Here is a 22,901-nt window from a genome sequence, read left to right on the forward strand (position 1 = left end):
ATGGATGATGTTGTGGAACTGATGCATCGGCTGAGCGTTGATTCTCCCAAAATCTAAACATTTTAGAAAATACATAATAATTTCAGAAGTTTGGCAATCTTCTCAGGTGTCGATCAGGGGGCGGGCTGCTGCAGTGCCACCCTGCGCGCTTTTCGCCAGTCTGTCGGACTGCCGTCATTATGCAGGACAGGGTGGTGACCAGCGCTTGCACTGATTACGGCCTTGCCCTAGCACGGAGGGGAAACTGTCAATGGCACAGGGAAGGCCCTCTGCCAGATCGTTCTATGCAGGTCTTATGAACGCTGAGAATATCCATGCTGTTGACGGTCAAATATCGTCAAGTTCGTCTAAGTCGGTGAACTGGATCAGCAAGAATCGTTGGTTCGTGTTATTTGTCATAGTTCCGACAATATTGTCAATCTTTTACTACGGCTTCATTGCCAACGACATCTATGTGTCCGAGTCGCGCTTTGTTATCAAGTCGCCTGATGAGAAGCGTCCGCAACTCTCGTCTTTGGCTAACCTGATTCAGACGACGGGGCTTTCGGCCGGCCAAGAGCAGGCGAATGAGGTGCTTGATTTCATTCGATCGCGTGATGCTTTGGCGAATCTTCAACAGCGGATTAATATTCGTCAGCGTTATGACCGTGGAGCTGATGTTTTTTCAAAATATTCTAAGGATATTTTTGGAGATTCATTCGAGTATTTGTATAAATACTATACGCGGATGGTCGATGCCAATCTGGACACCCAGACCGGCACGGCAGTGGTGGTGGTCAAGGCATATACGCCAGAGGATGCCTACCAGATCAACCAGACGTTGCTATCCCTGAGTGAAGGCATGGTCAACCGGCTGAACGATCGAGCGCAGGGGCGCGGCATTGCCGAGGCGCAGCAGCAGGTGGAGCAGGCGACTGAGCGGGCGCGCAAGATTACGGCCGCGATCACGCAATATCGCAACCGCTCGGCGTTGATCGATCCGGGCAAGCAGGCCGGCGGCGTGCTGGAAATTGCCAATCAACTGGTTGGTCAGCGTGCGGCCCTGCAAGCACAACTGGAAACCATGGAGCGGCAGACGCCGCGCAATCCTTCGATTCCTGCGTTGCGCAACCGGATTGCCGCAATGTCCGCGCAGATCGCCCAGCAGGATAGCCGAGTCGTGGGTGGCAGTGGCACGATTGCGTCCAAGCTGGGCAACTACGAGGACCTGCTGGTCGAGCAGAAGTTTGCCAACGACAGCCTGACCGTGGCCAACGCATCGTTGGTGCAGGCGCGCTCGGATGCGCAGCGGCAGAAGTTCTATCTTGAGCGCGTGGTCGAGCCCAACCGTCCCGACATCGCTCTGCTGCCCAAGCGACTGCTCGGCATCCTGACGGTCGCGGCCTCGGCTCTCTGCATTTATTTTGTCGGTTGGATGCTGGTCGTCGGTATTCTCGAGCACGCTCCAAAGGACTGATCTGATGGGCCACGGTCTTTCATCGCGGATGCGCAAGAGTCTTGCGATCCAGGGGCGCGTCATCCACGCACTGATCATCCGGGAACTGATCACGCGCTTTGGGCGCGAAAACATCGGTTTTCTGTGGATGATGGTGGAGCCGCTGCTGTTTGCGAGCCTTGTGGCGGTCATCTGGCGCTATCTGCACGGCCCCGAGGAGCATGGTGTCGGTATCATTGCCTTCGTGGTGACAGGCTACATTCCGCTCACCCTGTTCCGGCACGTTGTTTCCCGAAGTGTAGCGATTTTTCAAGCCAACAGCAGCCTCATGTATCACCGCCAGATCCAGATTCTGGACTTCATCATCGTTCGTTTCGTGATTGAAATGCTCGGCTCGATGATGGCGTTTCTGTTGGTTGCCGCGCTGTTGGTTGGCTTCGATCTCTTTCCTGTCCCGGCAGATCCTGGTCTGATGATTGCGGGGTGGCTGGTTTATTCGATATTCTGCTTTTCGCTGTGCCTTGTAATCGCACCTTTGTCGGAAAAGTCCGAAGTTCTCGAAAAGTGTATTCCCGTCGTCACTTATATCATGATTCCTTTTTCTGGCGCATTTAGCATGGTTTCTTGGCTTATGCCCAATCTACGTGGATATATGCTGCTGTCGCCTTTCGTTCACGGCATGGAAATGATCCGTGGTGGTATCTGGGGCAATAAAGTGACCGTCTATTATGATGCACTCTATCCCTTGGGTGTTTCGCTGGTCTTGGCGGCGATGGGTCTGACAATGTGCCGGCGTATTCGCCGAGAGTTGGTCGTTGAATGATTGAGTGCGAAAATGTCTGCAAGTCCTACAAGATGGGGCATGGCCGCAAGCATGTACTGCATGACGTGAACCTGCGCATCGCCGCGACGGACAAGATTGCCTTTCTAGGCCGCAACGGCGCCGGCAAGTCGACTTTCATCAAGATGATCGGTGGGGTCGAGATGCCGACGTCGGGCGCGATCAGGCGCAAGATGTCGGTTTCGTGGCCGCTCGGTTTCAATGGTGGATTCCAAGGCAGCCTGACGGGGTATGACAACGCGCGGTTCATTGCCCGCATCTATGGCAAACCCTATGGCTGGATGAAGGATTTCATTGAGGATTTCACCGAGTTGGGGCGCCAGCTCGCCATGCCGGTGAAAACCTACTCATCGGGTATGCGTGCCCGTCTGGCATTCGGTCTTTCGCTGGCGATCGACTTCGACTGCTACCTCATTGATGAAATCATTCTGGTGGGTGACAGCAATTTTCGCATGAAGTGCCAAAGGGAGTTGTTCGAGAAGCGAAAGGACCGCGCATTGATCCTTGCTTCGCACGACATGGCCGTCATTCAGGAACTGTGCAATCGGGCGGTCATCTTCCGCAATGGCGAGGCGATCCCCTACGATGATGTGTCCGCTGCCATTGCGGAGTACGAACGCCTTTGATCACCCGCCCGTTGGGCGCATTCCGCTTTGGCAGAGCGTGAGTCAGTGCGAAACTCTTTTGCTCCCTTCAGGAACATGATGCCATGCTGTGCGTTTGTCCGGCTGGCGCCGCTTCGCACAAGATTGCCAGCGAGCCGGAGGCCTTTTGCGGCTTGCCGCAGTAAAATTGACGCGGGTTTTCTAGCTTGGGAATTTTGAAGATTTAGCCAGCATATCGGTTCAATTTGTAGAGCAATTTGAGAGGTGTGCTCTTGATGCATGGTGCAGGTTCGGCGTATCGCCCGTTCTGCGATAGCCCGGTTTTGCCCCGAAGCTAGGTATCTTTTGGATGACTGAAGATTGACGACAGATAGCGATCGCGCTGTTGAAAGCGTAGGAGCCCGCAGGGATCAGCACCTGGCCGGTGAAAAGGTTGCTTTGCTCGTGCTGGGTATGCACCGGTCGGGAACAAGTGCGCTGACACGCGTTCTCAATCTGCTCGGGTGTTCTTTGCCACAGCAGGTGATGGGCGGAAATCCGACCAATCCTGTCGGGCACTGGGAACCCCAGGCTATCGTCGATCTCAATGACGAAATTCTCGAAGCCGCCGGGTCTGCCTGGAATGACTGGCAGAAACTCAACCCCGGATGGGAAAAGTCGCACGCGCGTGCAGGGTTCGTTCACAAGGCGGCGCAAACGCTGCAGGCAGAGTACGAAGGCAGCTCCTTCTTTGTCTTGAAGGATCCCCGAATCTGCCGGATCGTGCCGTTCTGGCTCGATGTCTTGCAGCAAAACGGCATCGAACCCAGGGTCGTCATTCCCATCCGCAACCCATTGGAAGTGGCGGCTTCGCTGCACGCGCGCGACGGAATCGACCTCTCTATCGGATACCTGATCTGGTTGCGATATATCCTGGATGCCGAGCGTTCCACCCGTGGCGCGCAGCGCGTCTTTACGACCTACAGCGGCCTGCTCGAGGATTGGACGAAGGTTATCGAGCGCATCGCGGACCGTCTTGCTATCAGTTGGCCACGTTATTCCGCGCGCGTGACGCTGGAAATCGAAAGTTTTCTCGACAAGTCATTGCGCCACCACGCGCATACCAATCTGGGCGCTCTTAACGGATCGGCCGTGCCGGCGTGGGTGCGCCAGACCTATGATATCGTCCAGGGTTGGTCTGAAGGCGCTGAATCTCCTGGTGATTTTGTCGCTTTGGACGCGATCTCCAAAGATCTCGACGCCGCCGCTGCCGCTTTTGCTACGCCGATGGCGCTTTTCCAGCAGGCAACGGTGCGCCTCCGCGATGCAGCAGGGCACATTGCTGCCGCCGATGGCGAGCGCGATACCGCCATCGGGCGTGCCGATGCAGCGGAACGCGCGCTGGTCGAGCAGCGGGAGGAGGTCGGGAGGCTGGCGTCGCGGTTGGCGGAGCAGGAAGGCCAATTCGAAACGTTCCGGAGCGAGCGCGATGCGGCATTGCTACGGGCGGATAGCGCCGAGCGTTCGTTGATTGAGCTGGGCGGGGAGGTCGAGCGCGTTGCCAGTCTGTTGCAGGATCGGGAACGGGAGCTTGAGGCGTCCCGCGCTTCATGCGATGCCGCGATGTCCCGTGCCGATGCTGGCGAGCGAGCGCTGCGCGAACGAAGCGCGGAACGCGATGCTGTTGCTGCAAAGCTGGTGGCTGCAGAAGCGCGGCAAACCGAATTGCAGGTGGCGCTGGATGTCGCGCAGGAAGCAAGGCTAAGCCTCGAACGGGACCTGATCGACTACCGCCGCGAACAGGAAGCAGTTACTGCAAAGCTGGCTGAAACGGGTAGTGAGCTACTTCAGCGCAAGGAAGAGCTGAGGCAGATCTGGGCCGAATTGTGCACGGAGAAGGCGCGGGCAGAAGCGCTGGAAGCGGAATGCAAAAATCATGCGCAGGAACAGGCGCGGCAACAGCGACTGTTGGAGCGTGAGCGGGAACGCGGGAGTGAGCGCCTCCGCACGCTGGAGGCGGCCCAGCAGGAACTAGCTCATGTTCGCGCCGAGCTTGTCGAGGCGAAGAAGTCCCTCGAACAGGCTCGTCAGGACAGTGCTGACAGCCAGAGCAAGCTGGCAGTTATCGAAACCGAAATGGAAAAGACCCATGCTGCGGCACGCGCCGCGGTGTCGCAGCGGTCGCAGACATTCAATGAAATCGCCATCGTCACGCAATTGCTGCGCGATAGTGAACAAGAAGTGCAGACCCGCGATGAAACCGTGCATTGGTTGAGCCAGGTCTATGCCATCATGCTACGGCGACCGCGCTGGTGGGTCTTCCTGTCGCGAAAAGCGCAGTTCAAGCGCCTGAGCCGGCGTGTGGAAATGCGCGGGATGTTCGATTCCGAATCCTATCTCGCCAAAAACCCCGATGTGGCAGCGACAGGGGCAGATCCGTTACGGCACTATATCACGCACGGGATTAAGGAATCTCGTCGTCGATGAGTATTGGAGCTTGATGCCGTGGCATTGATCCCCTTTGAGCGCATCGCGCGATGTACTGGCTCGGCGAGGCACGCGGATCAGGCGCGGTGGCCCCAACAGGCGGCGCGGCGCTTTTTAGAGCACCCTGCATTGCAACCACTTCGGACGGGCCGCTTTCGGCCCATCGTCGTTTCGATCGTCGGGCACGATGCACCTATATCGCGCCATTTTCGCCTATCGCGCTGGACCAAAATCGGCCTCACCAAGGCGGGTCAATGCTATGTCATCAGGCTGCAAGATCATGAACGCTGATTTCCGATCGCAATTGTCGCAGTTGTTGTCTTCCGGGCAATTTGACGCGGAATGGTACATGCGTCGCTACCCGGATGTCCTCCAAACGGGTATGGGGCCGGCCGAGCACTACCTGTGGCTCGGCAAGAGGATCGGCCGCAGAGGCAAGCCGTCAAACCCGGGTGACGAATTGATCGACCTTGGTGTGTTCAAGCCAAGGGCGCAGGAAGCAGGCAGCGGCAAAGCGCAGCGAGCAGATGCTGGGGTGGCCCACGCGGCTCCGACCGCCGAAGCCATGATCGACCGATTGGCTGATTGGCCAGGGTTGGACAAAGCCTATGTCTGTTACCAACTGGGGATCGAGCCGCAGAAAAGTGCGAGGCGTGTTGCGGAGCTATACTATAATGAAATAAGAAATCGTAACATCCTCCCCAATGCGTTGTTTGATCCAGAATACTACAGTTATTATAATGATCTAAATTTTGGCGATGACGAAATTTATCACTATATCACTGTAGGTGCGGGGAAGAAATTTCATACTCATTCTTTGTTCGATCTGGAATGGTATCTGAGTAAGTATCCCGAAGCAAAAGATTCCGCGGACCTTCTGGTAGATTACTGGAGCCGCGGATACCGGGAGCGGCTTCTTCCCATAGACCCGGAAAAGGTGCCTGTTCTCGATTCGATCCGTGCGGTTTTCTTCTCAAACGTGTTTGATTGCGATTCCCATTTCGATGTTGCGACGTACCGTCAGTTCAATAAGGATCTGGCGAACATGCCGGATGCGGAACTCGCTACCCATTTCGAAAAGGTTGGACGCGCTGAGAACCGGATCGGCAGTTTGACGACTTTGCTCAGAGACGCAGGTCTTCCTGGGCATTGCATTCCTGTCGACTTCGATCCGAAGCAATACGTATCGTTGCATGTGGATCTCGAGAAAGAATTTAGCGAAAATCCGTGGCTTGCGATACCACATTTTGTCAGATCAGGTTTTAAAGAAAAGCGGCGGTACAGTTTTCACCAGATTGGTAGCGTACGCCCGATTCTGTTGGAATCTCAATATCATGATGTCGCACCTTTGGTTGGCAAAAAGCCATTCTGTGTTTTGGTGCATTTGTATTATCCTGATATGTGGGATGAACTACGAGCGTATATTGCCAATATTGACGTCGATTTTGACCTATATGTGAATTTTGTCGAATCGACGTGGCTCGGGGCAGTGATGGCCCAGGTGCGTGAGGATTTTCCCAAGGCGAAGATCAAGATATCTCCCAATGAAGGGCGCGATATCGGCGGGTTTTTCTCGTTACTGAAGGGTGTCAATTTCGCGGATTACGTCGCTTTCACATTGCTTCACAGCAAGAAGAGCCCGCATGTGACACGCGATTACGCCGCAATGTGGAAGAAAAGCCTGCTGGGCGCGATCCTGGGCGACAGCGAAACGGTCAGGCAGAATCTCACTGCTTTCCTCACCGATCCCGAGATCGGCATTGTTGGTTCGGTGCAGACGCGCCATCTCGGCCTCGAAAGCAATGCTGCCGGTATGCGCAAGCTGTTTCAAATCTACGGCATCTCGCCCGAGCATGAAGAGTGTGAATATGTCTCCGGAACGATGATGATGGTTCGTTCCGAAGTCATGGAGGCCGTTTACCTGCCGCTTGCCCATCACCAGTTTGTGAACGGCGATAACAAGGGCATCGAGCACCACATCGATGGTCAGGTCGAGCATTCCGTGGAACGGATCTTCGGCAATGTCATGCGCCAGCTTGGCTATCGTTTCCTTTGGCGCTGAGTGCAGGGACAATCATGAAAATCGCCTTCATTCTGCACGACCTGAGCATGACCGGGGCGCCCAAGATCGGGGTCGACATGGCCGCGATCATGGCGCAAGAACACGATATCTACCTCGTTTCCAAAAAGGAAGGACCGCTCCGGGCTTTTGCCGAGCAGCAGAATTTCAAGGATGTGCGGGTCATTCCGACCAGCTATGAATATGAACATACGCCGCTACGCGCGCGCGTGGCCAGATATCTTGATTATCTGGAGGAAGTGCAACCGGACTATGTCTATGTGAACTCCATCGCATCGGGGGACTGGGCACCCGCCTGTCGGGAGTTGAATATTCCGTTTGCGCTCCATGCCCATGAAATGAGCGTGGATTTCCAGGCACTGCAAAACATCGGCGTGTTTCGACCCACCGATATTCACGCGGCGCACCTGGTTGTTTCCGCGTCTGAGGAGTGCGGGAACGATACCCGCAGCGAATTGGATCTGGGCGGGCAGATGATCTACAATTTCGGCGTGGGGATCGATTGTGGCGCGGTTGCGCGCAAGGCCCGCGAACCGTTGCCCGAAGCCTTGAACGCAGTAGGAAAGCGGCTGCAATGGACCGGCAGCGAAGCATTGGAGCGCAAGCGTGTGGTGATGTGTGGCGTGGCTTGCGAACGCAAGGGCGCCGATCTGTTCTGGCAACTGGCCGAACGCTGCCCGGAAATGGATTTCGTGTGGGTCGGGCCGTGGGATGACGAGATCGGGCGGTCGACCAATCCCGCTATTCCGCTCAACAAGAAGAAAAGGCTCGCCAACCTCTACTGGACCAACATGCTGTCCAATCCCTACCCGGCGATCCGGGCCGCGGATCTGTTCATGCTGTCTTCAAGAGTCGATCCCAATCCTCTGGTTGTGCCTGAAGCCATGAGTCTTGGTCTGCCGGTCTGTACATTTGCGGAAACCGGCGGCTCGCGGGTCTGGACGGAGCGGTTTGGATTTTCGCTGGCGGGCAAGATCGAGGTTGATCGTATGGAGAATTTCACGCGGCGCTTCTTCAACCAGGGCCATGGCCAGTTCACATTGCCTGATGAATTCGTTCAAGAAGCCGATATTCATAGTAAAATGAAATCTTTAATGAATCTCATCAAGGTTGAAAAAGAGTTCTTGTGACTGGCCTTTCCACTTGGGAAATTGATATGATCGACTATGAAAATTTCGATAGATCTGTCCAGTCCTATGGCAAGGAAGGTCCATTCGACCACTGTGTAATCGAAAATTTTTTTGAAGCCGATGTCGCCACGGCGCTTGAGGCGGAAATGCCGACCTATGATTCGGATGACTGGTTTTTCTACAACAATTCGATCGAGCATAAGAAAACCCAGAATAGTTGGGAAAAGTTTCCCACGACAACCTATCGTGCCTTTGCCGAATTGCAGTCACCGGCAATGACCGACCGGCTTTCCGGTTTGCTGGGTTGCCCGCTCTATGTCGATCATGGTCTGCACGGCGGGGGCTGGCATATTCACGGCGTTGGCGGTAATTTGAACCCGCATTTCGATTACTCGATTCATCCCAAGATGAAGCTCGAGCGGGTCCTAAACATCATCATCTACATGTCGTCCGATCTTCGTCCCGAGCATGGCGGCGATCTTGGTCTGTGGGAGCACGACAGCGAGGCGCGGCAACCTGGCAAGCTGGCCAAGGAAATCGCACCGGCGTTCAACCGTGCCGTGTTGTTCAATACCACCCAGAACAGTTGGCACGGCATGAGCAAGCCCCTGACGGTAGAGGACGGCATCTATCGCAAGAGCCTGGCGATCTACTATCTGCGCGATCCCGCGCCAGATGCCGACATCCGCGGTCGTGCCCTGTTCGCACCGCGCGAAACGCAGCGCGACGATGAAAAGGTCCTGGAAACGATCCGCCTTCGTTCCAATGTAAACACCTCCAAGGATGTCTATCGCACCACCTGAGGAATGGCGCGGGCACGGATCGTGGGGCATTTTCCGATCCGCGTGCGTGTTGGCGGTAGGGCCGTACAGCTTGCTTCGATACGGTCTTCCCCGTCGACCCGTGGTCTACGCTGCATCCGGCTTGACATGGTTTGGCCGACCGGAGCACGGCCTGGGGTCGGACCGTTCGGACGAAATTGCTGTAGATGTATTGGTTCTGTCTAGATATTTCGAGTGAATGTTATGCAGGTTCTGGGTTTTGAGATCGACGACGTAAAATTGCTGGTGCCTAAGCATATTGGCGATGCGCGTGGGTATTTCGCCGAAACATTTCGTGCGGATTTGTTCGCCAGCCACTGTGGTGACTTTACCTTCGTTCAGGATAACGAGTCGCTCAGCGCCAAGGTTGGTACGGTGCGTGGTCTGCATTTCCAATGTCCGCCCCACCAGCAGGGCAAGTTGGTGCGCTGCACCGCCGGGGCTCTGTTCGACGTGGCGGTGGATATCCGCAAGGGCTCCAAGACCTTTGGCAAGTGGGTTGGCGAAAAGCTGACGCCGGAAAACGGCAAGCAGCTTTGGGTGCCGCCGGGATTCGCGCATGGTTTTTGCTCGCTCGCGCCTGACACCGTGATCGCCTACAAGGTGACGGACTACTACAGCGCGGAATGCGACAAGGGCGTGGCGTGGGACGACCCGGAGATTGCGATCGAATGGCCGAGTGTGGCCGATGTCGGCACGCTTTCTCCCAAGGATATCAAGCAGCCGACGTTAGCTGAAATCCCTGCTTATTTCTCGATGGAATGCTCGGGCTGATTGTTGGTTGGTCCGTTTCGGAGAATTTTCTGTATGCGCGTCATTGTAACCGGCGGTGCCGGCTTCATTGGTTCGGCCCTCGTGCGCTATCTTGTGCTCGAAAAGGGCTATGATGTTCTGACAATTGATGCGCTGACTTACGCTGGCTGTCGGGAATCGCTGCGTGCGGTAGAGGGGCGGGGTAACCATCGCTTCCTTCATGCTGACATCCGCGATGCGCCGGCCATGGCGCAGGCGATCGACACGTTCCGGCCCGACCGCATCATGCACCTGGCCGCAGAGAGCCATGTGGATCGCTCGATCACCGGTGCGGCCGATTTCATCCAGACTAATATCGTCGGCACGTTCGTGCTGCTCGAAGCGGCGCGCTCCTATTGGAACGGTCTGACCCCTGCGGCCAAGGCCGAGTTCCGTTTCCTGCACGTTTCGACTGACGAGGTCTATGGCTCGCTGGGCGACGAAGGGCTGTTTACCGAAACGACGCCCTATGATCCTTCGTCACCCTATTCCGCGTCGAAGGCAGCGTCGGATCATCTCGCCAAGGCTTGGGAGCGCACCTATGGTCTGCCGGTGGTCGTGTCGAACTGCTCGAACAATTATGGCCCTTATCACTTCCCCGAAAAGCTCATTCCGCTGACGATCCTTAATGCCCTCGATGGCCGGCAGTTGCCGGTCTACGGCAAAGGTGAAAACGTGCGTGACTGGCTGTTTGTCGACGATCACGCCCGCGCCCTTGACGTGATCATAGAGCGTGGCCGCGTCGGTGAGACATACAACGTTGGTGGCCGCAACGAGCGGCGCAACATCGATGTGGTGCGCCGCATCTGTGCCGTGCTCGATACCCTGGTGCCGGCCGAGACCCCGCGCGAGGCGTTGATTGGGTTCGTCACGGATCGGCCCGGGCACGACGCCCGCTATGCAATCGACGCTACCAAGCTGGAAGATGAACTGGGCTGGCGTGCCAGGGAAACGTTCGACACCGGGATCGAAAAGACCGTTCAGTGGTATTTGGACAATGCGTGGTGGTGGCGCCCCTTGCGTGACCGCTACGATGGCGCGCGTCTGGGGCTCGACGCCGAGAGATCCAGGGTGTCTGCGTGAAGATTGCCGTTACCGGCCGCCACGGCCAAGTCGTTTCGAGCCTTGTGGAACGCGCGCGCGTCGCGGGCCATGATATTGTGCCGCTGGGGCGGCCGGAAGTCGACTTGGCAAAGCCGCAAACGCTTGGAGACGCACTGGCTTTGATCGGGCCCGATGTGGTGGTGTCTGCCGCGGCATATACGGCCGTAGACAAGGCTGAAGCGGAGCCGGACATGGCTCACGCGGTGAATGCGGATGGGGCTGGCGCCGTGGCGGCAGCGGCCGAGCAACTCGGTATCCCGATCGTACATCTTTCGACCGACTACGTCTTCGATGGCCATCTGCACCGTCCTTATTACGAAAGTGATCCCACCGGGCCCACGGGCGTCTATGGCGCATCCAAGTTGGCAGGGGAAAAGGCTGTGCTGGCGAATTGCGCGCGCAACGCTGCGATCCTGCGAGTGGCTTGGGTCTATAGTCCTTTCGGCGGCAATTTCGTCAAGACGATGCTGCGGCTTGCCGCGGACCGGGACGAGATTGCGGTGGTGGCGGACCAGATCGGCAATCCGACCAGCGCGCTGGATATCGCCGATGGCATCCTGGCTGTAGCTGGCAACCTTGTGGACAATCCCGATCCAACCTTGCGCGGGGTCTTCCACATGACGGCGGCGGGCGAAGCCAGTTGGGCGGCGTTCGCCCAGGCGATCTTTGCCGCTTCCGCAATGGGGGGCGGTCCCTCGGCGCGGGTACGACCCATTCCCAGCGCGGATTATCCCACCCCTGCCATCCGGCCCATGAACTCCCGTCTGGACAGCAGCCTCATTGCTCGGGTGCATGGTGTGGCCATGCCCGATTGGCATGGCGCGATGGAGCAGGTGGTCCAAAGGCTTCTGGCAGCCTGACGACAATCGGCGAACGATCTATACAAGGAATAGGCACATGAAGGGTATCATTCTGGCGGGGGGAGCGGCACCCGGCTTTATCCGATGACGCTGGCTACCTCCAAACAGTTGATGTCGGTCTATGACAAACCGATGATCTATTATCCGCTCAGTACCCTGATGCTGGCCGGCATTCGCGAAGTCCTGATCATTTCGACTCCACGTGACCTCCCCGCGTTCCGTGCCATGCTGGGCGATGGATCGCTTTGGGGCATGAGGCTGGAATATGCCGAACAACCCAGCCCCGATGGCCTGGCGCAGGCCTATGTCATCGGTGCCGATTTCGTTGGCAATGCGCCGTCTGCGCTGATCTTGGGCGATAATATTTTTTACGGACACGGGCTGCCGAATCTTTTGCAGAACGCCATTTCGCGCCCGGCGGGGGCGAGCATTTTCGCCTATCGCGTGTCCGATCCGGAACGATACGGCGTCGTCTCGTTCGGCGCGGACATGAAGGCGGTTTCGATCGAGGAAAAGCCGGAAAAACCGCAGTCGAACTGGGCGGTTACCGGGCTCTACATCTATGATTCGCAGGTTGTCGAAATCGCCGCCAATATCCAGCCTTCGCCACGCGGCGAGTTGGAAATCACCGACGTGAACCGGGTCTATCTCGAGCGGGGCGAACTGTCCGTCGAGATCATGGGGCGCGGTTATGCCTGGCTCGATACCGGCACGCCCGACAGCTTGTTGGATGCGGCAGAATATGTGCGGATCCTTGAAAAGCGGCAGGGTTTCAAGATCGCCAGCCCGGAGGAAATTGCGTTCCGCAATGGTTTTATCGACGAAACCGGCTTGCAACGCGCTATCGATAAACTGGGCAAATCGGATTATGGGCGCTACCTTAGGACCGTTCTGTCAGGGACCTGAACCGGTAACATAGCGGGGCTGACCGTCCTCGCACACGAAGTGCCGACAGGCGGCATGACCTATTTTGCGGAACTATTTCATGAAGCTCCAAACCTCGCTTCTTTTAAGCACGACGCTGCTGCTCGGAGCGTGCGCCACTCTGCCGTCCAGCGGCCCGACCGGTAACCAGGTGACCAAGGCGGTGGCCAGCGACCAGCAGATGGGCATCGCGCTGGTGGAAGTGGACGGCCCTGCCCAAATTCCGCCGCAGGCCGCGGACGTCGGCAAGCGATTGAGTGACCGGCCGCCGCCGCCTACCGATATGGTCGGCCCCGGCGATGTGCTAAACGTGGCCATCTACGAAGCGGGTGTCACCCTGTTTTCGAATTCGACCGGCCTTTCAGGGGCTTCGGCCAGTGCTGGCATCGATACCGGCGCGCGCGCGCAGAATCTGCCTGAAATGCGGGTGGACGATAATGGCGACATCACAATACCCTATGCCGGCAAGCTGCGTGTGCTAGGCGAGACGCCGGTCGAGATCGGGCGGCAGATTCGCCTGGCGTTGCGCGGGTATTCGCAGAACCCCCAGGTTCTGGTGACGCGCCGTTCGGTCATCACCAATTCCGTCATTGTTGGTGGCGAAGTGGCAAAGCCTGGGCGCTTGGTACTCGACACCAACCGTGAAACGCTGTCCGATGTGGTGGCCTTGGCCGGTGGCTATCGCGGCAAGGCGAGCGATCTGATCGTACGCGTCAAGCGGCGCGATGAAAGTGCGGATTATCGCCTGAGCACGTTGCTCGACAATCCGACTCTGGATGTCCGTGCCTATCCCGGTGATCGCTATACGCTGATCTATGATCCGATGTCGTTCTCGGTGCTGGGGGCCGCAGGCAGGATGGACCAGATTCCCTTCGTCAGCGGAACTCTGACCCTGGCGCAGGCGATTTCGGCGGCGGGTGGCCCCAATCCAAACCTGGGCGATCCGGCGGCGGTGTTCGTGTTCCGCTACGTCGATGATCCGGCCAACGCGGGCCAGCGCAAGCCGGTGGTCTATCATATCAACATGATGCAGACCGGCAGCTATTTCCTGGCGCAGAACTTCTGGATGCAGAACAAGGATGTGCTGTACTTCGGCAACGCGCGCGCCAACCAGCCGAGCAAGGTGATCCAGTTGATCAGCCAGTTGTTCTCGCCGGTGGTGTCGGTGACCAGCGCCGTTTCCGTGGCCAAGAACTGATCGGGCCGGCATGGCCCCAGCTGCTGCGCGCAGTCAGAGCCCTGCCGGTGATCAACCCTCCTTCACCACCGAGTCGATGGCCATCAGCCGCCTCCACAGTTCCTCGAAATCGGCCAGCGGCAGGGCGTTGGGGCCGTCCGACAGGGCCTTGTCGGGATCGGGGTGGGTTTCCATGAATACCCCGGCCACGCCCGCCGCCACTGCCGCGCGGGCCAGCAGGGGCACGAATTCGCGTTGGCCGCCCGAGCGTTCGCCCAGGCCGCCGGGTTGCTGGACCGAGTGCGTCGCGTCGAACACCACCGGGCAGCCGGTCTGGGCCATTATCGCCAGGCCGCGCATGTCGGACACCAGAGTGTTGTAGCCGAACGAGGTGCCCCGTTCGCACAGCAGGAAAGCGTCGGGATCATGCCCGGCGGCGGTGGCCGCGTTGCGTGCCTTGTTGACCACCTGCTGCATGTCGGCCGGGGCCATGAACTGGGCCTTCTTGATGTTGACCGGCTTGCCGCTGGCAGCCACCGCTGCGATGAAATCGGTCTGCCGCGCGAGGAAGGCGGGCGTCTGCAACACGTCGACCACTTCGGCCACGGCGCTGACCTGGCTAGCCTCGTGCACGTCGGTGATGACCGGCAGGCCGGTCTCGCGGCGCACCTTTTCCAGGATGCGCAGGCCTTCGTCCATGCCCAAGCCGCGGAACGATTTGTCGGAACTGCGGTTTGCCTTGTCGAAGGAAGCCTTGAAAATGAGCATCAACCCCAGGCGTTGCGCAATCGTCGCCAGCGTTTCGGCGATGGAAAACGTCATTTCCTCGCTTTCTATGACGCATGGTCCCGCAATTGCGAATAGAGGGGAGGTGGGATGAATCTCATGTCCGCAAAGGTTCATATGTGAGGGCTCGCCTGCCAGAATGGAGCAACATTTACTTTCATTCCGGACCAATTTTATCGGTTCGGGTGAACCAGGTGGATGGGCAACCCTTGGCCGGTATTGAAAAATCTGGCAACACCTTGTCGACAAAACGACAGCTGCATGCCCAGCGCCGAAGGACATCATGTGCATTTTAGAAAACTTCAGGCGGATATGTCCAGCAAGCTGATCGACGTGCGCTATGCTGCATCTGCGCTCAAGACCATCGACATCGAGCTGGATGCCTTGCAGACCTTGCGCAGTGCCTTGCGCGCGCCCGAACTGCGCCGCTCGGTAGAGCTGGCGATCGAGGCGTTGGCAACCACGCGGGGCCAGGTGGTGGTCACGGGCATGGGCAAGAGCGGGCATATTGCGCGCAAGATCGCCGCGACGATGCGGTCCACTGGAACTTCGGCGGTCTATCTCCATCCGGGCGAAGCGAGCCATGGGGACCTGGGGCTCATCACGCCCGACGACGTGGTGCTGGCGATCACATGGTCTGGCGAGACGAGCGAGTTGGGCGACGTTTTCCGCTATTGCAACCAGTATGGCGTGAAGCTGATCGTGGCCACTTCGTTCCCCGACAGCACGGCCGGGCGCGCGGCGGACATCTGCCTGTCGATGCCGCCGGTGCGCGAGGCTTGCCCCAATGAATTGGCGCCCACGTCGTCCACCACCCTGCAACTGGTGCTGGGCGATGCACTGGCCGTGGCCCTGATCGAGGCGCGCGGGTTTACCTCCACCGATTTCCGCGTATTCCATCCCGGTGGCAAGCTGGGTGCACAACTGTGCACGGTGGGGGAAATCATGGGCACCGGCGATTCGATCCCGAAAGTGGGCAGCGACGCTTCGTTGACCAGCGCGACGATCGAGATGAGCCGCAAGCGCTATGGCTGCACTGCCGTGGTGGACCAGAACGAGCGGCTAATCGGGGCGTTTACCGATGGTGACCTGCGCCGTTGCATTGCCGCCTACGATCTGAACGACAACATCGGCCTGCACATGTCGCCCAATCCGCTGAGCGTCACGCCCGATACCCGGGCGTCTGATGCCCTGCGCATATTGAACGACAACGCCGTCTCGGTGCTGTTCGTGGTGGACGGCGAGCGGCTTGCCGGCATCGTCCACATCCATGACATCGTCAGGGCGGGTGCTGCCTGACCGGCACGGCCATGTCTTCCCCCGCCCAGGCCCTGATCGTGGTTCCGGCGCGCTTTGGTTCCAAGCGTTTGCCGGGGAAGCCCTTGCTGCCTATCGCCGGCCGAACTTTGCTGGAACGCGTCCATGCGGTGGCGCAGGCCGCGGCAGTCCTGGTCAATGATTGTAGCGTTGTGGTGGCCACGGACGACGCCCGCATAGCCGATCATGCCCGTGCCATCGGCGCGGCCGTGGTGCTGACCGACCCAGCGCTCGATTCCGGCTCTGCCCGCGCCTATGCCGCTGCCATGGCACAGCCGCAGCGCCCCGATCTGGTGATCAATCTGCAGGGGGACGCGCCGTTCGTTCCGCCCGCCGTGGTTGCTGGCTTGGTTGCGGAACTGCGCGATGGCGAGGCCGATGTGGCGACGCCGGTTTACCGGCTCGATTGGGCGCGGCTCGACCGCTTGCGCCAGCACAAGGTGACGGCCCCGTTCAGCGGCACGACGTGCGTTCGCGATGCGCAAGGCCGGGCCTTGTGGTTTTCCAAGACGATCCTGCCCGCAATGCGCGATGAAGACCGGCTGCGCGCCAGCCAGCCAATGTCGCCGGTGTGGCAACACCTGGGCCTTTATGGCTATCGCCTGGCGGCACTCGAATGGTTTGCCCGCGCGCCGCAAAGCCCGGTCGAACTGCTCGAAGGGCTGGAGCAATTGCGCTTCCTGGAAGCGGGGCGGACGATCGCCACGATTGCGGTCGATCCGCCGCTTCATGCCATGTCGGGCATCGATACCCCAGCAGATCTGGCCCTGGCCGAGGCCGCCATTGCGCGGTTGGGCGATCCGTTTCCGACATGACATCGCCCGCTGCAAGATTTGTGATCGTGCGCCATGGCAATACCTTTGCCGCCGACGAACCGCCACGTCGGATTGGCGCGCGCACCGATCTGCCGCTGACCGCGGCGGGGGAAACGCAGGCGGCGGTGCTCGGCCGGCATTTCGCCCAGGAGGGCTGGCACTTCGCGCAAGTGCTGGTTTCACCCTTGCTGCGCACCCGCGCGACCGCTGCGGCAATCATCGTGCATCAGCCCGGTGGTGAAGCCCTGGTGGCCCAGCCGTGCGAATGGCTGCGCGAGATCGACCATGGGCCGGACGAGAACCAGAGCGAGGAAAGCGTCGTCGCGCGCATTGGCGCCGATGCGCTATCTGCCTGGGATGAACGCGCCGTGCCGCCGCCTGGTTGGATCGTCGATGGCGCGCCGCGCCTGGCCGCCTGGCGCGCTTTCCTCAAAGAGGCACAAGGCGACGTGCTGCTGGTCACCAGCAATGGTGCCGCGCGCTTCGCCTTGCTCGCCGCCGGAGCGGGGGCTGGCCAACCGCTCAAGCTCGCGACGGGCGCCTATGGTGTGATCCGTCGTGATGCTGGGGATGTGCTTCATATCGAAAGCTGGGGCATCCGGCCATGAGCGGGGCGCCATTGCTGCGTGCGCCGCCCTTTCCCTGGGCGGACGCGACGGTTGCGCTGCCACAGGTGTCGTCAGTGGGCATGGACGGGCCCTTGCCGGTGTCGCGGGCCCAGTTTGCCGATCTGCGCGCGGCGCGGGTGGGTGGCTGTTTCTGGGCGCCGCCGGTCGTCGGGGATGACCCGATCGCGGTGGTGCTGCGGCCGGGTGGCGCGGCCGAAGTTGCCGCCCTCCTTGCCTATGATGAAGATGGGGCTGCGCTGTGGCTCGTGCCGCAATCGCCGGCCGGGTGGGGCCATGTGCTGGCCGGGCGCAACATGCAGCCGGACGCGGTGGACCCGTGGTCGGTGCTGGATCGCGCGCGGTTGCTGGTGGCCCATGGCGACGATGAGTGGATCGCACTGGCCCGCATCGCCGGCGTTGCCGTGCAGGTGCTTTCGCCCGGCCGGTTTGGCGCGCCGGGCGACAGCGCCGATGCGCTCGACGCGCGGGCGGCGTTGGCGTTGGCGCAGGCGCACTATCGCGACCCGTTTGGCGGTGGGGCCACGGGCCTTGCCGAAACGATCGATCTGTTGGCGACTTGGCGCGCCGCGCTGGATGGCAACCGGCAGATCGCCGTGGCCAGCGGCATGGCCTGGTGGAAGAAGGCGGAGATCCGCCGTTTCCTCTGGCACCCAGCACGCCGCTTGCGCTTTGCCCGCACCCCGGCGCGCGCCCTGGCGCTGGCCGAGCGGGCTGGCGGAGCCGTGGCGATCTGGCCATCGCGCGTTTCGCCGGGCCTGATTGCCCAAGCCCGGCAGCAGGGCGTGCCGCTGGTGCGGGTGGAGGACGGCTTCGTACGCTCGGTGGGGCTGGGGGTGGATCTGGTGCCACCATCGTCGGTCGTGGTCGATGCGCTGGGCATTCATTTCGATCCCGCCGGGCCCAGCGACCTGGAAGCGGTGCTGGCCAATGCGGCCTTTTCGCCACGCCTGCTGGCGCGGGCACGGGCCTTGCGCGAAACGATCGTGGCCGCCGGGATCAGCAAGTATGCGGCCGATACCCAGGCCCCCGTGCCACCGCGCGCCGAGCCGGGGCGGCGACTGGTGCTGGTGCCGGGGCAAGTGGAAGACGACATGTCGGTGCGGGCCGGCGGGCATGGCCTGGCTTCCAACCTGGAACTGGTGCGCCGCGCCCGCCTGGCCGAACCCGACGCGGAGATCTGGTTTCGGCCCCATCCTGATGTCGATGCCGGGCATCGCAAGGGCGCCGTGCCAAACGCGCAATTGCTCGCCCATGCCGATCTCGTGGTGCGGGGCGGGGGCATGGCGCCGCTGCTCGATGCCGTCGATGCGGTGCATGTGCTGACCTCGCTCGCCGGTTTCGAAGCGCTGCTGCGCGGGCGCGAGGTGGTGTGCCACGGCACGCCGTTCTATGCCGGCTGGGGACTGACGCGTGACCTGGCGCCGGTGCCCGATCGGCGCGGCCGGGCGCTGTCGCTCGATGCGCTCGTGGCTGGCGTGCTGATCCTCTATCCGCGCTATCTCGATCCGGTGACCGGTTTGCCCTGTCCGCCCGAAGTGCTGGTGGGCCGCATGGCCGGCGCGCGGGCCACCAATCGCCTGCGCTGGATCGCGCCCTTGCGCCGCATCCAGGGCAGGCTCATGGCGGCGCTGCGATGACCCAGATGATCCTTGACGTTTCCCGGCTGATTTCCCGCATGCATTATTCCACCCCGTCCGGGGTCGATCGGGTGGAAATGGCCTATGCGCGGGGCTTGCTCGCGCGCTTGGGCGAGGGGCTGGCGTTTGCTGCGGTTCACCCCACCGGCCTCTATGGCCGCCTGCGCCGCAGCGCCATCCTGCCCTATCTGGACGAATTGGAGCGGCGCTGGTCGAGCGAGGAAAACGGGCCCGAGCGTCGCTCGGTGGTGTCCAACCTGCCGCAACTGTTCGAGCTTCTGCCACAGCGTCCGGGGGCAGGGGGCAAAAGTCGGTCTATATCCAGGTTTCGCCGCACCATCTTGCCAAGGTGGCCAAGATCCGGCGCATCCTGGACCGGGAAAACGCGCAGTTCGCCTGCCTGGTGCATGATCTTATTCCCATCGAATTTCCCGAATATGCCCGGCCCGATGGCGCGGCACTGCATCGCCGCAGGATCGAGGCGGTGACCAGCCTGGCCGATCTGGTGATCGTCAATTCCGCGGCGACCGGCCGCGCCATGCAGCCGTGGATCGACCGGTCGGGCCGATCCATCGCCATGGCCGTGGCTTTGCTGGGCACCGTGCCGATGGTCCCCACCGCGCCCTGGCAGGGTGACGGGCGCCCCTATTTCGTGTGCCTGGGCACGATCGAGCCGCGCAAGAATCACCTTCTCCTGCTGCACATCTGGCGCCATCTGGCAGAAACCCTGCCAGCGGGCCGCGTGCCCAAGCTGGTGATCATCGGGCGGCGCGGCTGGGAAAACGAACAGGTGGTGGACCTGCTGGAACGCTGCCCGGCGCTCGATGGTCATGTCGAGGAACTGAGTGGCTGCCCGGATCGCCAGCTTTCCGCCGTGCTGCGCGGCGCCAAAGGGCTGCTGATGCCTTCGTTTGCCGAAGGCTATGGCATGCCGGTGGCCGAGGCGCTTTCGGTCGGCACGCCCGCGCTATGCAGCGATATCCCCGCCTTGCGCGAAGTGGGCGGGGCAGTGGCGGACTATCTCGATCCGCTCGATGGCCCGGCCTGGGCCAGGGCCATTGTCGATTTTGCCGGCGATGGCCCGATGCGGCAGGCGCAGTTGCAGCGCATCCCCGCCTGGCACAATCCCACCTGGGACGAACATCTCGATACGGTGGTGACGGCGCTGGCAGGCCTGGAGCGTTGATCGATCAAACCGGGTGGATGTTGCGCGCGGCTGCCTCGCGATCGATCGCGCGCTTGATGTCCTTGACGAAGCGGGAGTGGCGCACCGCCCCCAGGAAGATGTTCTGGATCAGGTTGCCGACAAAGCGGCAGGGGCGCTTGATCTGGATCAGCAGGATGTAGCGATCCTCGTCCGTCTCGTTCCACACTTCGTGGTTGAACATGTCGTCGAACAGGAAGGACTGGCCGTCTTCCCAATGGAGGACGTGCAACCGCTCGCCTTCTTCAAGATGCATCCGGCATTTCTCGCGTTCGCGCGGGGCCTTGAGCGCGAGGTGATAGGTCAGCATGCCCTTGGTCATGCCGAAGTGGCGGGGAATGTGCCCGCCTGCTTCCATCACCGAGAAGTTGGCCGTGACCAGGCCGGGAACAGCCTCGATCAGGCGTGCGGTAACCGGCGCGCGCGCCGCGTTGCCGGTCATGCGATAGCCATAGCCTTTGAGGAACAGCGTGCGCCAACGGCGATCCTTGGCGATGCGGCCGTGATCGAACGAGATATCCCCAAGCGAGGGAATGTCCTTGGCGCGAATCGCCAGTGCTTCGTCGCGAATGGCTTCCCAGTGGCGTTCCAGCTCCGCGATCCAGGGGAAGAACGCCTTGTCCTGAACTGCCGCATCGGGAATGCGCGAATTGCGCATGATCACGCGGTCGATGCCCGGCCGCAATTCCTTGCCGATCTGGTATAGCGACTTGCCGAGGAACGGGACTTTCCAGCCGCGCGCGTTGACGGTCTGCTGCCATTTCGACGGTTGCTTGCCAGCTGTCATCTGCGTCACTTCAGCGATTTGATCCTGCTGGCAAACACGCGATCCCAAAAGATCGCCGAGATGGCGTAGTTGCCATGCCCGTCGACGAAGTGATGGCGCATGTGATGGCGCTTGATCGCCGAAGCGAAGCGCCCGCGCATGGGCCACTGGTGGCAGGCATAGTGCAGAAGATCATAGGCGACATAGCCGCTGATGAAGCCCAGGAACAGCCAGCTTCCGGCGGGCCCGATCGCCAGGACCGACAGCAGCCAGACCGCCGCGGCGATGGGCAGGCTCACGGGCAGCGGCATGAGATCGCGCAGCGCGTCGTTGGGGTTGTCGTGGTGGTTGCCGTGAATCAGGAACACGAACCGTCGCACCGCCGCCATGTTGACGTGCCAATGGAACAGGAAGCGGTGCATCGCATATTCGAACAGCGTCCACACCAGCAGGCCGGCACCCACCAGCGCGAGCGCTGGAAGCGGTTTGGCGGTGCCCCACGCGGCCCACGCAATGGATGGCAGAAGAACCGCCCATGCCAGCGCAAAAGTCCGCCAAGAGATCAGCGTAAGGCGCTCAAGGCGGTCGTTACGAAACAGCCTGATGCGCTGCGGTATGTTTTCGGAAGAAAGCATCTTGATCATGCAGGACATGATGCGCCATCGCTTGTCAAGCCTCCATGCTACTGGATGTAGCCTCTTTGCGACGATTGGATGGCCTGATAAAAAGGACGTATTACCGTTGGTTAATCCCACCATTTCGGTTCTAGTTGTCGGGGCGTCGGGCGGCTTGGGCAGTGCCATCGCACGGCGCTATGCAAGCCCCGGCACCTACCTGTCGCTGTGGGGAAGGGATCTGAAACGTCTTGAAACGGTCGCGTCCTTGTGCGCTGCAAAAGGGGCCGTAACGCAGGTGCGTTCGCGTGACCTGATGGACATTCCGGCGGCCGTCGCGGCGATCGTGGCCGAAGATGCCGCCAGGCCGTTCGACATCGTGGTGTTTGCATCGGGCCGCGGCGATATTCGCGCGGCTGATGACAGTGTGGAACAGCCAGCGCTGGTGGCAGAGCTGGCACTGGTCAATTTTGCCGCGCCGGCTGCGTTGGCGGCGGCCGTGGCACGCGCGATGGCGGCACGGGGGCGTGGGCAGATCGTGCTGATCGGATCGGCGGCGGGGTTCCACTCGCTGCCCTTCGCCACCGTCTATTCCGGCACGAAGGCAGGCCTTGCCCGCTTTGCCGACGCGCTGCGCCTGGCCATGCGCAGCCACGGGGTGGGGGTTACGCTGGTGTCCCCCGGCTTCATCGATACGGCGGCCGGCCGGCAGGTGCCGGGGCCCAAGCCGATGCTGATGGCGCCCGATGCCGTGGCAGACCGAATCGCCCGCGCGGTGAACCGACGGCAGGCGCACCTTGTCCTGCCCTGGCCTTTCGTGGCGTTGCGCTGGTTCGATCGCATCCTGCCGCGCCGCTTGCGCGATCGCCTGCTGGTCTCGCTGGCGCCGCCGCGCTGA

The 22,901-nt window shown here is 60.6% G+C and carries 21 protein-coding genes and 1 pseudogene; 19 read left to right on the forward strand and 3 right to left on the reverse strand.

All coding sequences use genetic code 11. The features are described from left to right. Positions 1–295: 295 nt before the first annotated feature. The 12 genes and pseudogenes from R9J51_RS08225 (at position 296) to R9J51_RS08280 (ending at position 14,256) form a co-directional block, all read left to right on the forward strand. Positions 296–1,456 carry a capsule biosynthesis protein gene (locus R9J51_RS08225; protein ID WP_179506381.1) on the forward strand — a complete coding sequence of 387 codons (1,161 nt, stop codon included), beginning with the start codon at positions 296–298 and terminating at the stop codon, positions 1,454–1,456. Between the two features lie 4 nt (positions 1,457–1,460). After that, positions 1,461–2,258, forward strand: coding sequence for an ABC transporter permease (locus R9J51_RS08230; protein WP_168554101.1), 798 nt, complete (start codon positions 1,461–1,463; stop codon positions 2,256–2,258). Then, positions 2,255–2,902 carry an ABC transporter ATP-binding protein gene (locus R9J51_RS08235; protein ID WP_168554102.1) on the forward strand — a complete coding sequence of 216 codons (648 nt, stop codon included), beginning with the start codon at positions 2,255–2,257 and terminating at the stop codon, positions 2,900–2,902. Before R9J51_RS08230 ends, R9J51_RS08235 begins: the two co-directional genes overlap by 4 nt. A 339-nt stretch (positions 2,903–3,241) precedes the next feature. Further along, positions 3,242–5,347: a hypothetical protein gene (locus R9J51_RS08240; protein WP_179504181.1), complete on the forward strand. Its 2,106-nt coding sequence runs from the start codon at positions 3,242–3,244 to the stop codon at positions 5,345–5,347. Positions 5,348–5,627: 280 nt separating this feature from the next. Beyond that, the gene (locus R9J51_RS08245) at positions 5,628–7,409 is read left to right on the forward strand and encodes a rhamnan synthesis F family protein (RefSeq protein WP_179504182.1); all 1,782 of its coding nucleotides are present in this window, start codon (positions 5,628–5,630) and stop codon (positions 7,407–7,409) included. Positions 7,410–7,423: 14 nt separating this feature from the next. After that, a complete protein-coding gene (locus R9J51_RS08250; protein WP_168554105.1) occupies positions 7,424–8,557 on the forward strand; it encodes a glycosyltransferase in 1,134 nt (377 codons plus the stop codon). A gap of 26 nt (positions 8,558–8,583) precedes the next feature. After that, entirely contained in the window at positions 8,584–9,360 is a 777-nt protein-coding gene (locus R9J51_RS08255) for a 2OG-Fe(II) oxygenase (protein WP_179504183.1), read from the forward strand. Between the two features lie 222 nt (positions 9,361–9,582). Beyond that, positions 9,583–10,152, forward strand: a complete 570-nt coding sequence (rfbC, locus tag R9J51_RS08260; protein ID WP_168554107.1) for a dTDP-4-dehydrorhamnose 3,5-epimerase — start codon at positions 9,583–9,585, stop codon at positions 10,150–10,152. 33 nt (positions 10,153–10,185) lie between these two features. Next, positions 10,186–11,253 (forward strand): dTDP-glucose 4,6-dehydratase, encoded by a 1,068-nt coding sequence (gene rfbB, locus R9J51_RS08265; RefSeq protein ID WP_179504184.1) that lies wholly within the window; start codon positions 10,186–10,188, stop codon positions 11,251–11,253. Then, the gene (gene rfbD, locus R9J51_RS08270) at positions 11,250–12,134 is read left to right on the forward strand and encodes a dTDP-4-dehydrorhamnose reductase (protein ID WP_179504185.1); all 885 of its coding nucleotides are present in this window, start codon (positions 11,250–11,252) and stop codon (positions 12,132–12,134) included. The genes rfbB and rfbD overlap by 4 nt, the downstream gene beginning before the upstream one ends. A gap of 37 nt (positions 12,135–12,171) precedes the next feature. After that, positions 12,172–13,040, forward strand: a pseudogene (gene rfbA / locus R9J51_RS08275) (glucose-1-phosphate thymidylyltransferase RfbA). Between the two features lie 79 nt (positions 13,041–13,119). After that, positions 13,120–14,256: a polysaccharide biosynthesis/export family protein gene (locus R9J51_RS08280; RefSeq protein WP_168554110.1), complete on the forward strand. Its 1,137-nt coding sequence runs from the start codon at positions 13,120–13,122 to the stop codon at positions 14,254–14,256. A 51-nt stretch (positions 14,257–14,307) separates the two neighbouring features. Here R9J51_RS08280 and kdsA read toward each other — a convergent pair whose 3' ends face one another. After that, a complete protein-coding gene (gene kdsA, locus R9J51_RS08285; protein WP_179504186.1) occupies positions 14,308–15,138 on the reverse strand; it encodes a 3-deoxy-8-phosphooctulonate synthase in 831 nt (276 codons plus the stop codon). A gap of 195 nt (positions 15,139–15,333) precedes the next feature. Between kdsA and R9J51_RS08290 the strand changes: the two genes are divergently transcribed. From R9J51_RS08290 to R9J51_RS08315, 6 genes are read left to right on the forward strand one after another with little or no spacing between them, the layout of a single operon-like run. Then, positions 15,334–16,320: a KpsF/GutQ family sugar-phosphate isomerase gene (locus tag R9J51_RS08290; RefSeq protein WP_179504187.1), complete on the forward strand. Its 987-nt coding sequence runs from the start codon at positions 15,334–15,336 to the stop codon at positions 16,318–16,320. Between the two features lie 11 nt (positions 16,321–16,331). After that, positions 16,332–17,153 carry a 3-deoxy-manno-octulosonate cytidylyltransferase family protein gene (locus R9J51_RS08295; RefSeq protein WP_179504188.1) on the forward strand — a complete coding sequence of 274 codons (822 nt, stop codon included), beginning with the start codon at positions 16,332–16,334 and terminating at the stop codon, positions 17,151–17,153. Further along, on the forward strand, positions 17,150–17,761 hold the full coding sequence (locus R9J51_RS08300) for a phosphoglycerate mutase family protein (RefSeq protein WP_179504189.1): 612 nt from the start codon (positions 17,150–17,152) through the stop codon (positions 17,759–17,761). Before R9J51_RS08295 ends, R9J51_RS08300 begins: the two co-directional genes overlap by 4 nt. Further along, complete coding sequence (locus R9J51_RS08305; RefSeq protein ID WP_179504190.1) at positions 17,758–19,419, forward strand: beta-3-deoxy-D-manno-oct-2-ulosonic acid transferase; 1,662 nt, start codon at positions 17,758–17,760, stop codon at positions 19,417–19,419. The genes R9J51_RS08300 and R9J51_RS08305 overlap by 4 nt, the downstream gene beginning before the upstream one ends. Next, on the forward strand, positions 19,416–19,907 hold the full coding sequence (locus tag R9J51_RS08310; protein ID WP_432787939.1) for a hypothetical protein: 492 nt from the start codon (positions 19,416–19,418) through the stop codon (positions 19,905–19,907). The genes R9J51_RS08305 and R9J51_RS08310 overlap by 4 nt, the downstream gene beginning before the upstream one ends. Next, positions 19,823–20,605 (forward strand): glycosyltransferase family 4 protein, encoded by a 783-nt coding sequence (locus R9J51_RS08315; protein WP_432787940.1) that lies wholly within the window; start codon positions 19,823–19,825, stop codon positions 20,603–20,605. The genes R9J51_RS08310 and R9J51_RS08315 overlap by 85 nt, the downstream gene beginning before the upstream one ends. A gap of 4 nt (positions 20,606–20,609) precedes the next feature. Here R9J51_RS08315 and R9J51_RS08320 read toward each other — a convergent pair whose 3' ends face one another. Both R9J51_RS08320 and R9J51_RS08325 read right to left on the reverse strand, forming a co-directional pair. Further along, a complete protein-coding gene (locus R9J51_RS08320) occupies positions 20,610–21,410 on the reverse strand; it encodes an aspartyl/asparaginyl beta-hydroxylase domain-containing protein (protein ID WP_179504192.1) in 801 nt (266 codons plus the stop codon). Positions 21,411–21,415: 5 nt separating this feature from the next. Further along, positions 21,416–22,033, reverse strand: a complete 618-nt coding sequence (locus R9J51_RS08325) for a sterol desaturase family protein (RefSeq protein WP_348981767.1) — start codon at positions 22,031–22,033, stop codon at positions 21,416–21,418. A gap of 10 nt (positions 22,034–22,043) precedes the next feature. Between R9J51_RS08325 and R9J51_RS08330 the strand changes: the two genes are divergently transcribed. After that, positions 22,044–22,901 carry an SDR family NAD(P)-dependent oxidoreductase gene (locus tag R9J51_RS08330; RefSeq protein ID WP_179506383.1) on the forward strand — a complete coding sequence of 286 codons (858 nt, stop codon included), beginning with the start codon at positions 22,044–22,046 and terminating at the stop codon, positions 22,899–22,901.

Origin of the sequence: Novosphingobium rhizosphaerae, assembly GCF_050920675.1 — a bacterium.
Lineage (GTDB): Bacteria > Pseudomonadota > Alphaproteobacteria > Sphingomonadales > Sphingomonadaceae > Novosphingobium > Novosphingobium rhizosphaerae.

Coding starts and splice junctions, on each gene's coding strand:
- R9J51_RS08235 (WP_168554102.1), top strand. CDS start 2,255: ATGATTGAGTGCGAAAATGTCTGCAAGTCCTACAAGATGGGGCATGGC.
- R9J51_RS08330 (WP_179506383.1), top strand. CDS start 22,044: ATGCGCCATCGCTTGTCAAGCCTCCATGCTACTGGATGTAGCCTCTTT.
- R9J51_RS08255 (WP_179504183.1), top strand. CDS start 8,584: ATGATCGACTATGAAAATTTCGATAGATCTGTCCAGTCCTATGGCAAG.
- R9J51_RS08245 (WP_179504182.1), top strand. CDS start 5,628: ATGAACGCTGATTTCCGATCGCAATTGTCGCAGTTGTTGTCTTCCGGG.
- R9J51_RS08230 (WP_168554101.1), top strand. CDS start 1,461: ATGGGCCACGGTCTTTCATCGCGGATGCGCAAGAGTCTTGCGATCCAG.
- R9J51_RS08310 (WP_432787939.1), top strand. CDS start 19,416: ATGACCCAGATGATCCTTGACGTTTCCCGGCTGATTTCCCGCATGCAT.
- rfbC (WP_168554107.1), top strand. CDS start 9,583: ATGCAGGTTCTGGGTTTTGAGATCGACGACGTAAAATTGCTGGTGCCT.
- R9J51_RS08300 (WP_179504189.1), top strand. CDS start 17,150: ATGACATCGCCCGCTGCAAGATTTGTGATCGTGCGCCATGGCAATACC.
- R9J51_RS08325 (WP_348981767.1), bottom strand. CDS start 22,033: ATGATCAAGATGCTTTCTTCCGAAAACATACCGCAGCGCATCAGGCTG.
- R9J51_RS08305 (WP_179504190.1), top strand. CDS start 17,758: ATGAGCGGGGCGCCATTGCTGCGTGCGCCGCCCTTTCCCTGGGCGGAC.
- R9J51_RS08290 (WP_179504187.1), top strand. CDS start 15,334: ATGTCCAGCAAGCTGATCGACGTGCGCTATGCTGCATCTGCGCTCAAG.
- rfbB (WP_179504184.1), top strand. CDS start 10,186: ATGCGCGTCATTGTAACCGGCGGTGCCGGCTTCATTGGTTCGGCCCTC.
- R9J51_RS08225 (WP_179506381.1), top strand. CDS start 296: ATGAACGCTGAGAATATCCATGCTGTTGACGGTCAAATATCGTCAAGT.
- kdsA (WP_179504186.1), bottom strand. CDS start 15,138: ATGAACCTTTGCGGACATGAGATTCATCCCACCTCCCCTCTATTCGCA.
- R9J51_RS08295 (WP_179504188.1), top strand. CDS start 16,332: ATGTCTTCCCCCGCCCAGGCCCTGATCGTGGTTCCGGCGCGCTTTGGT.
- R9J51_RS08320 (WP_179504192.1), bottom strand. CDS start 21,410: ATGACAGCTGGCAAGCAACCGTCGAAATGGCAGCAGACCGTCAACGCG.
- R9J51_RS08250 (WP_168554105.1), top strand. CDS start 7,424: ATGAAAATCGCCTTCATTCTGCACGACCTGAGCATGACCGGGGCGCCC.
- R9J51_RS08280 (WP_168554110.1), top strand. CDS start 13,120: ATGAAGCTCCAAACCTCGCTTCTTTTAAGCACGACGCTGCTGCTCGGA.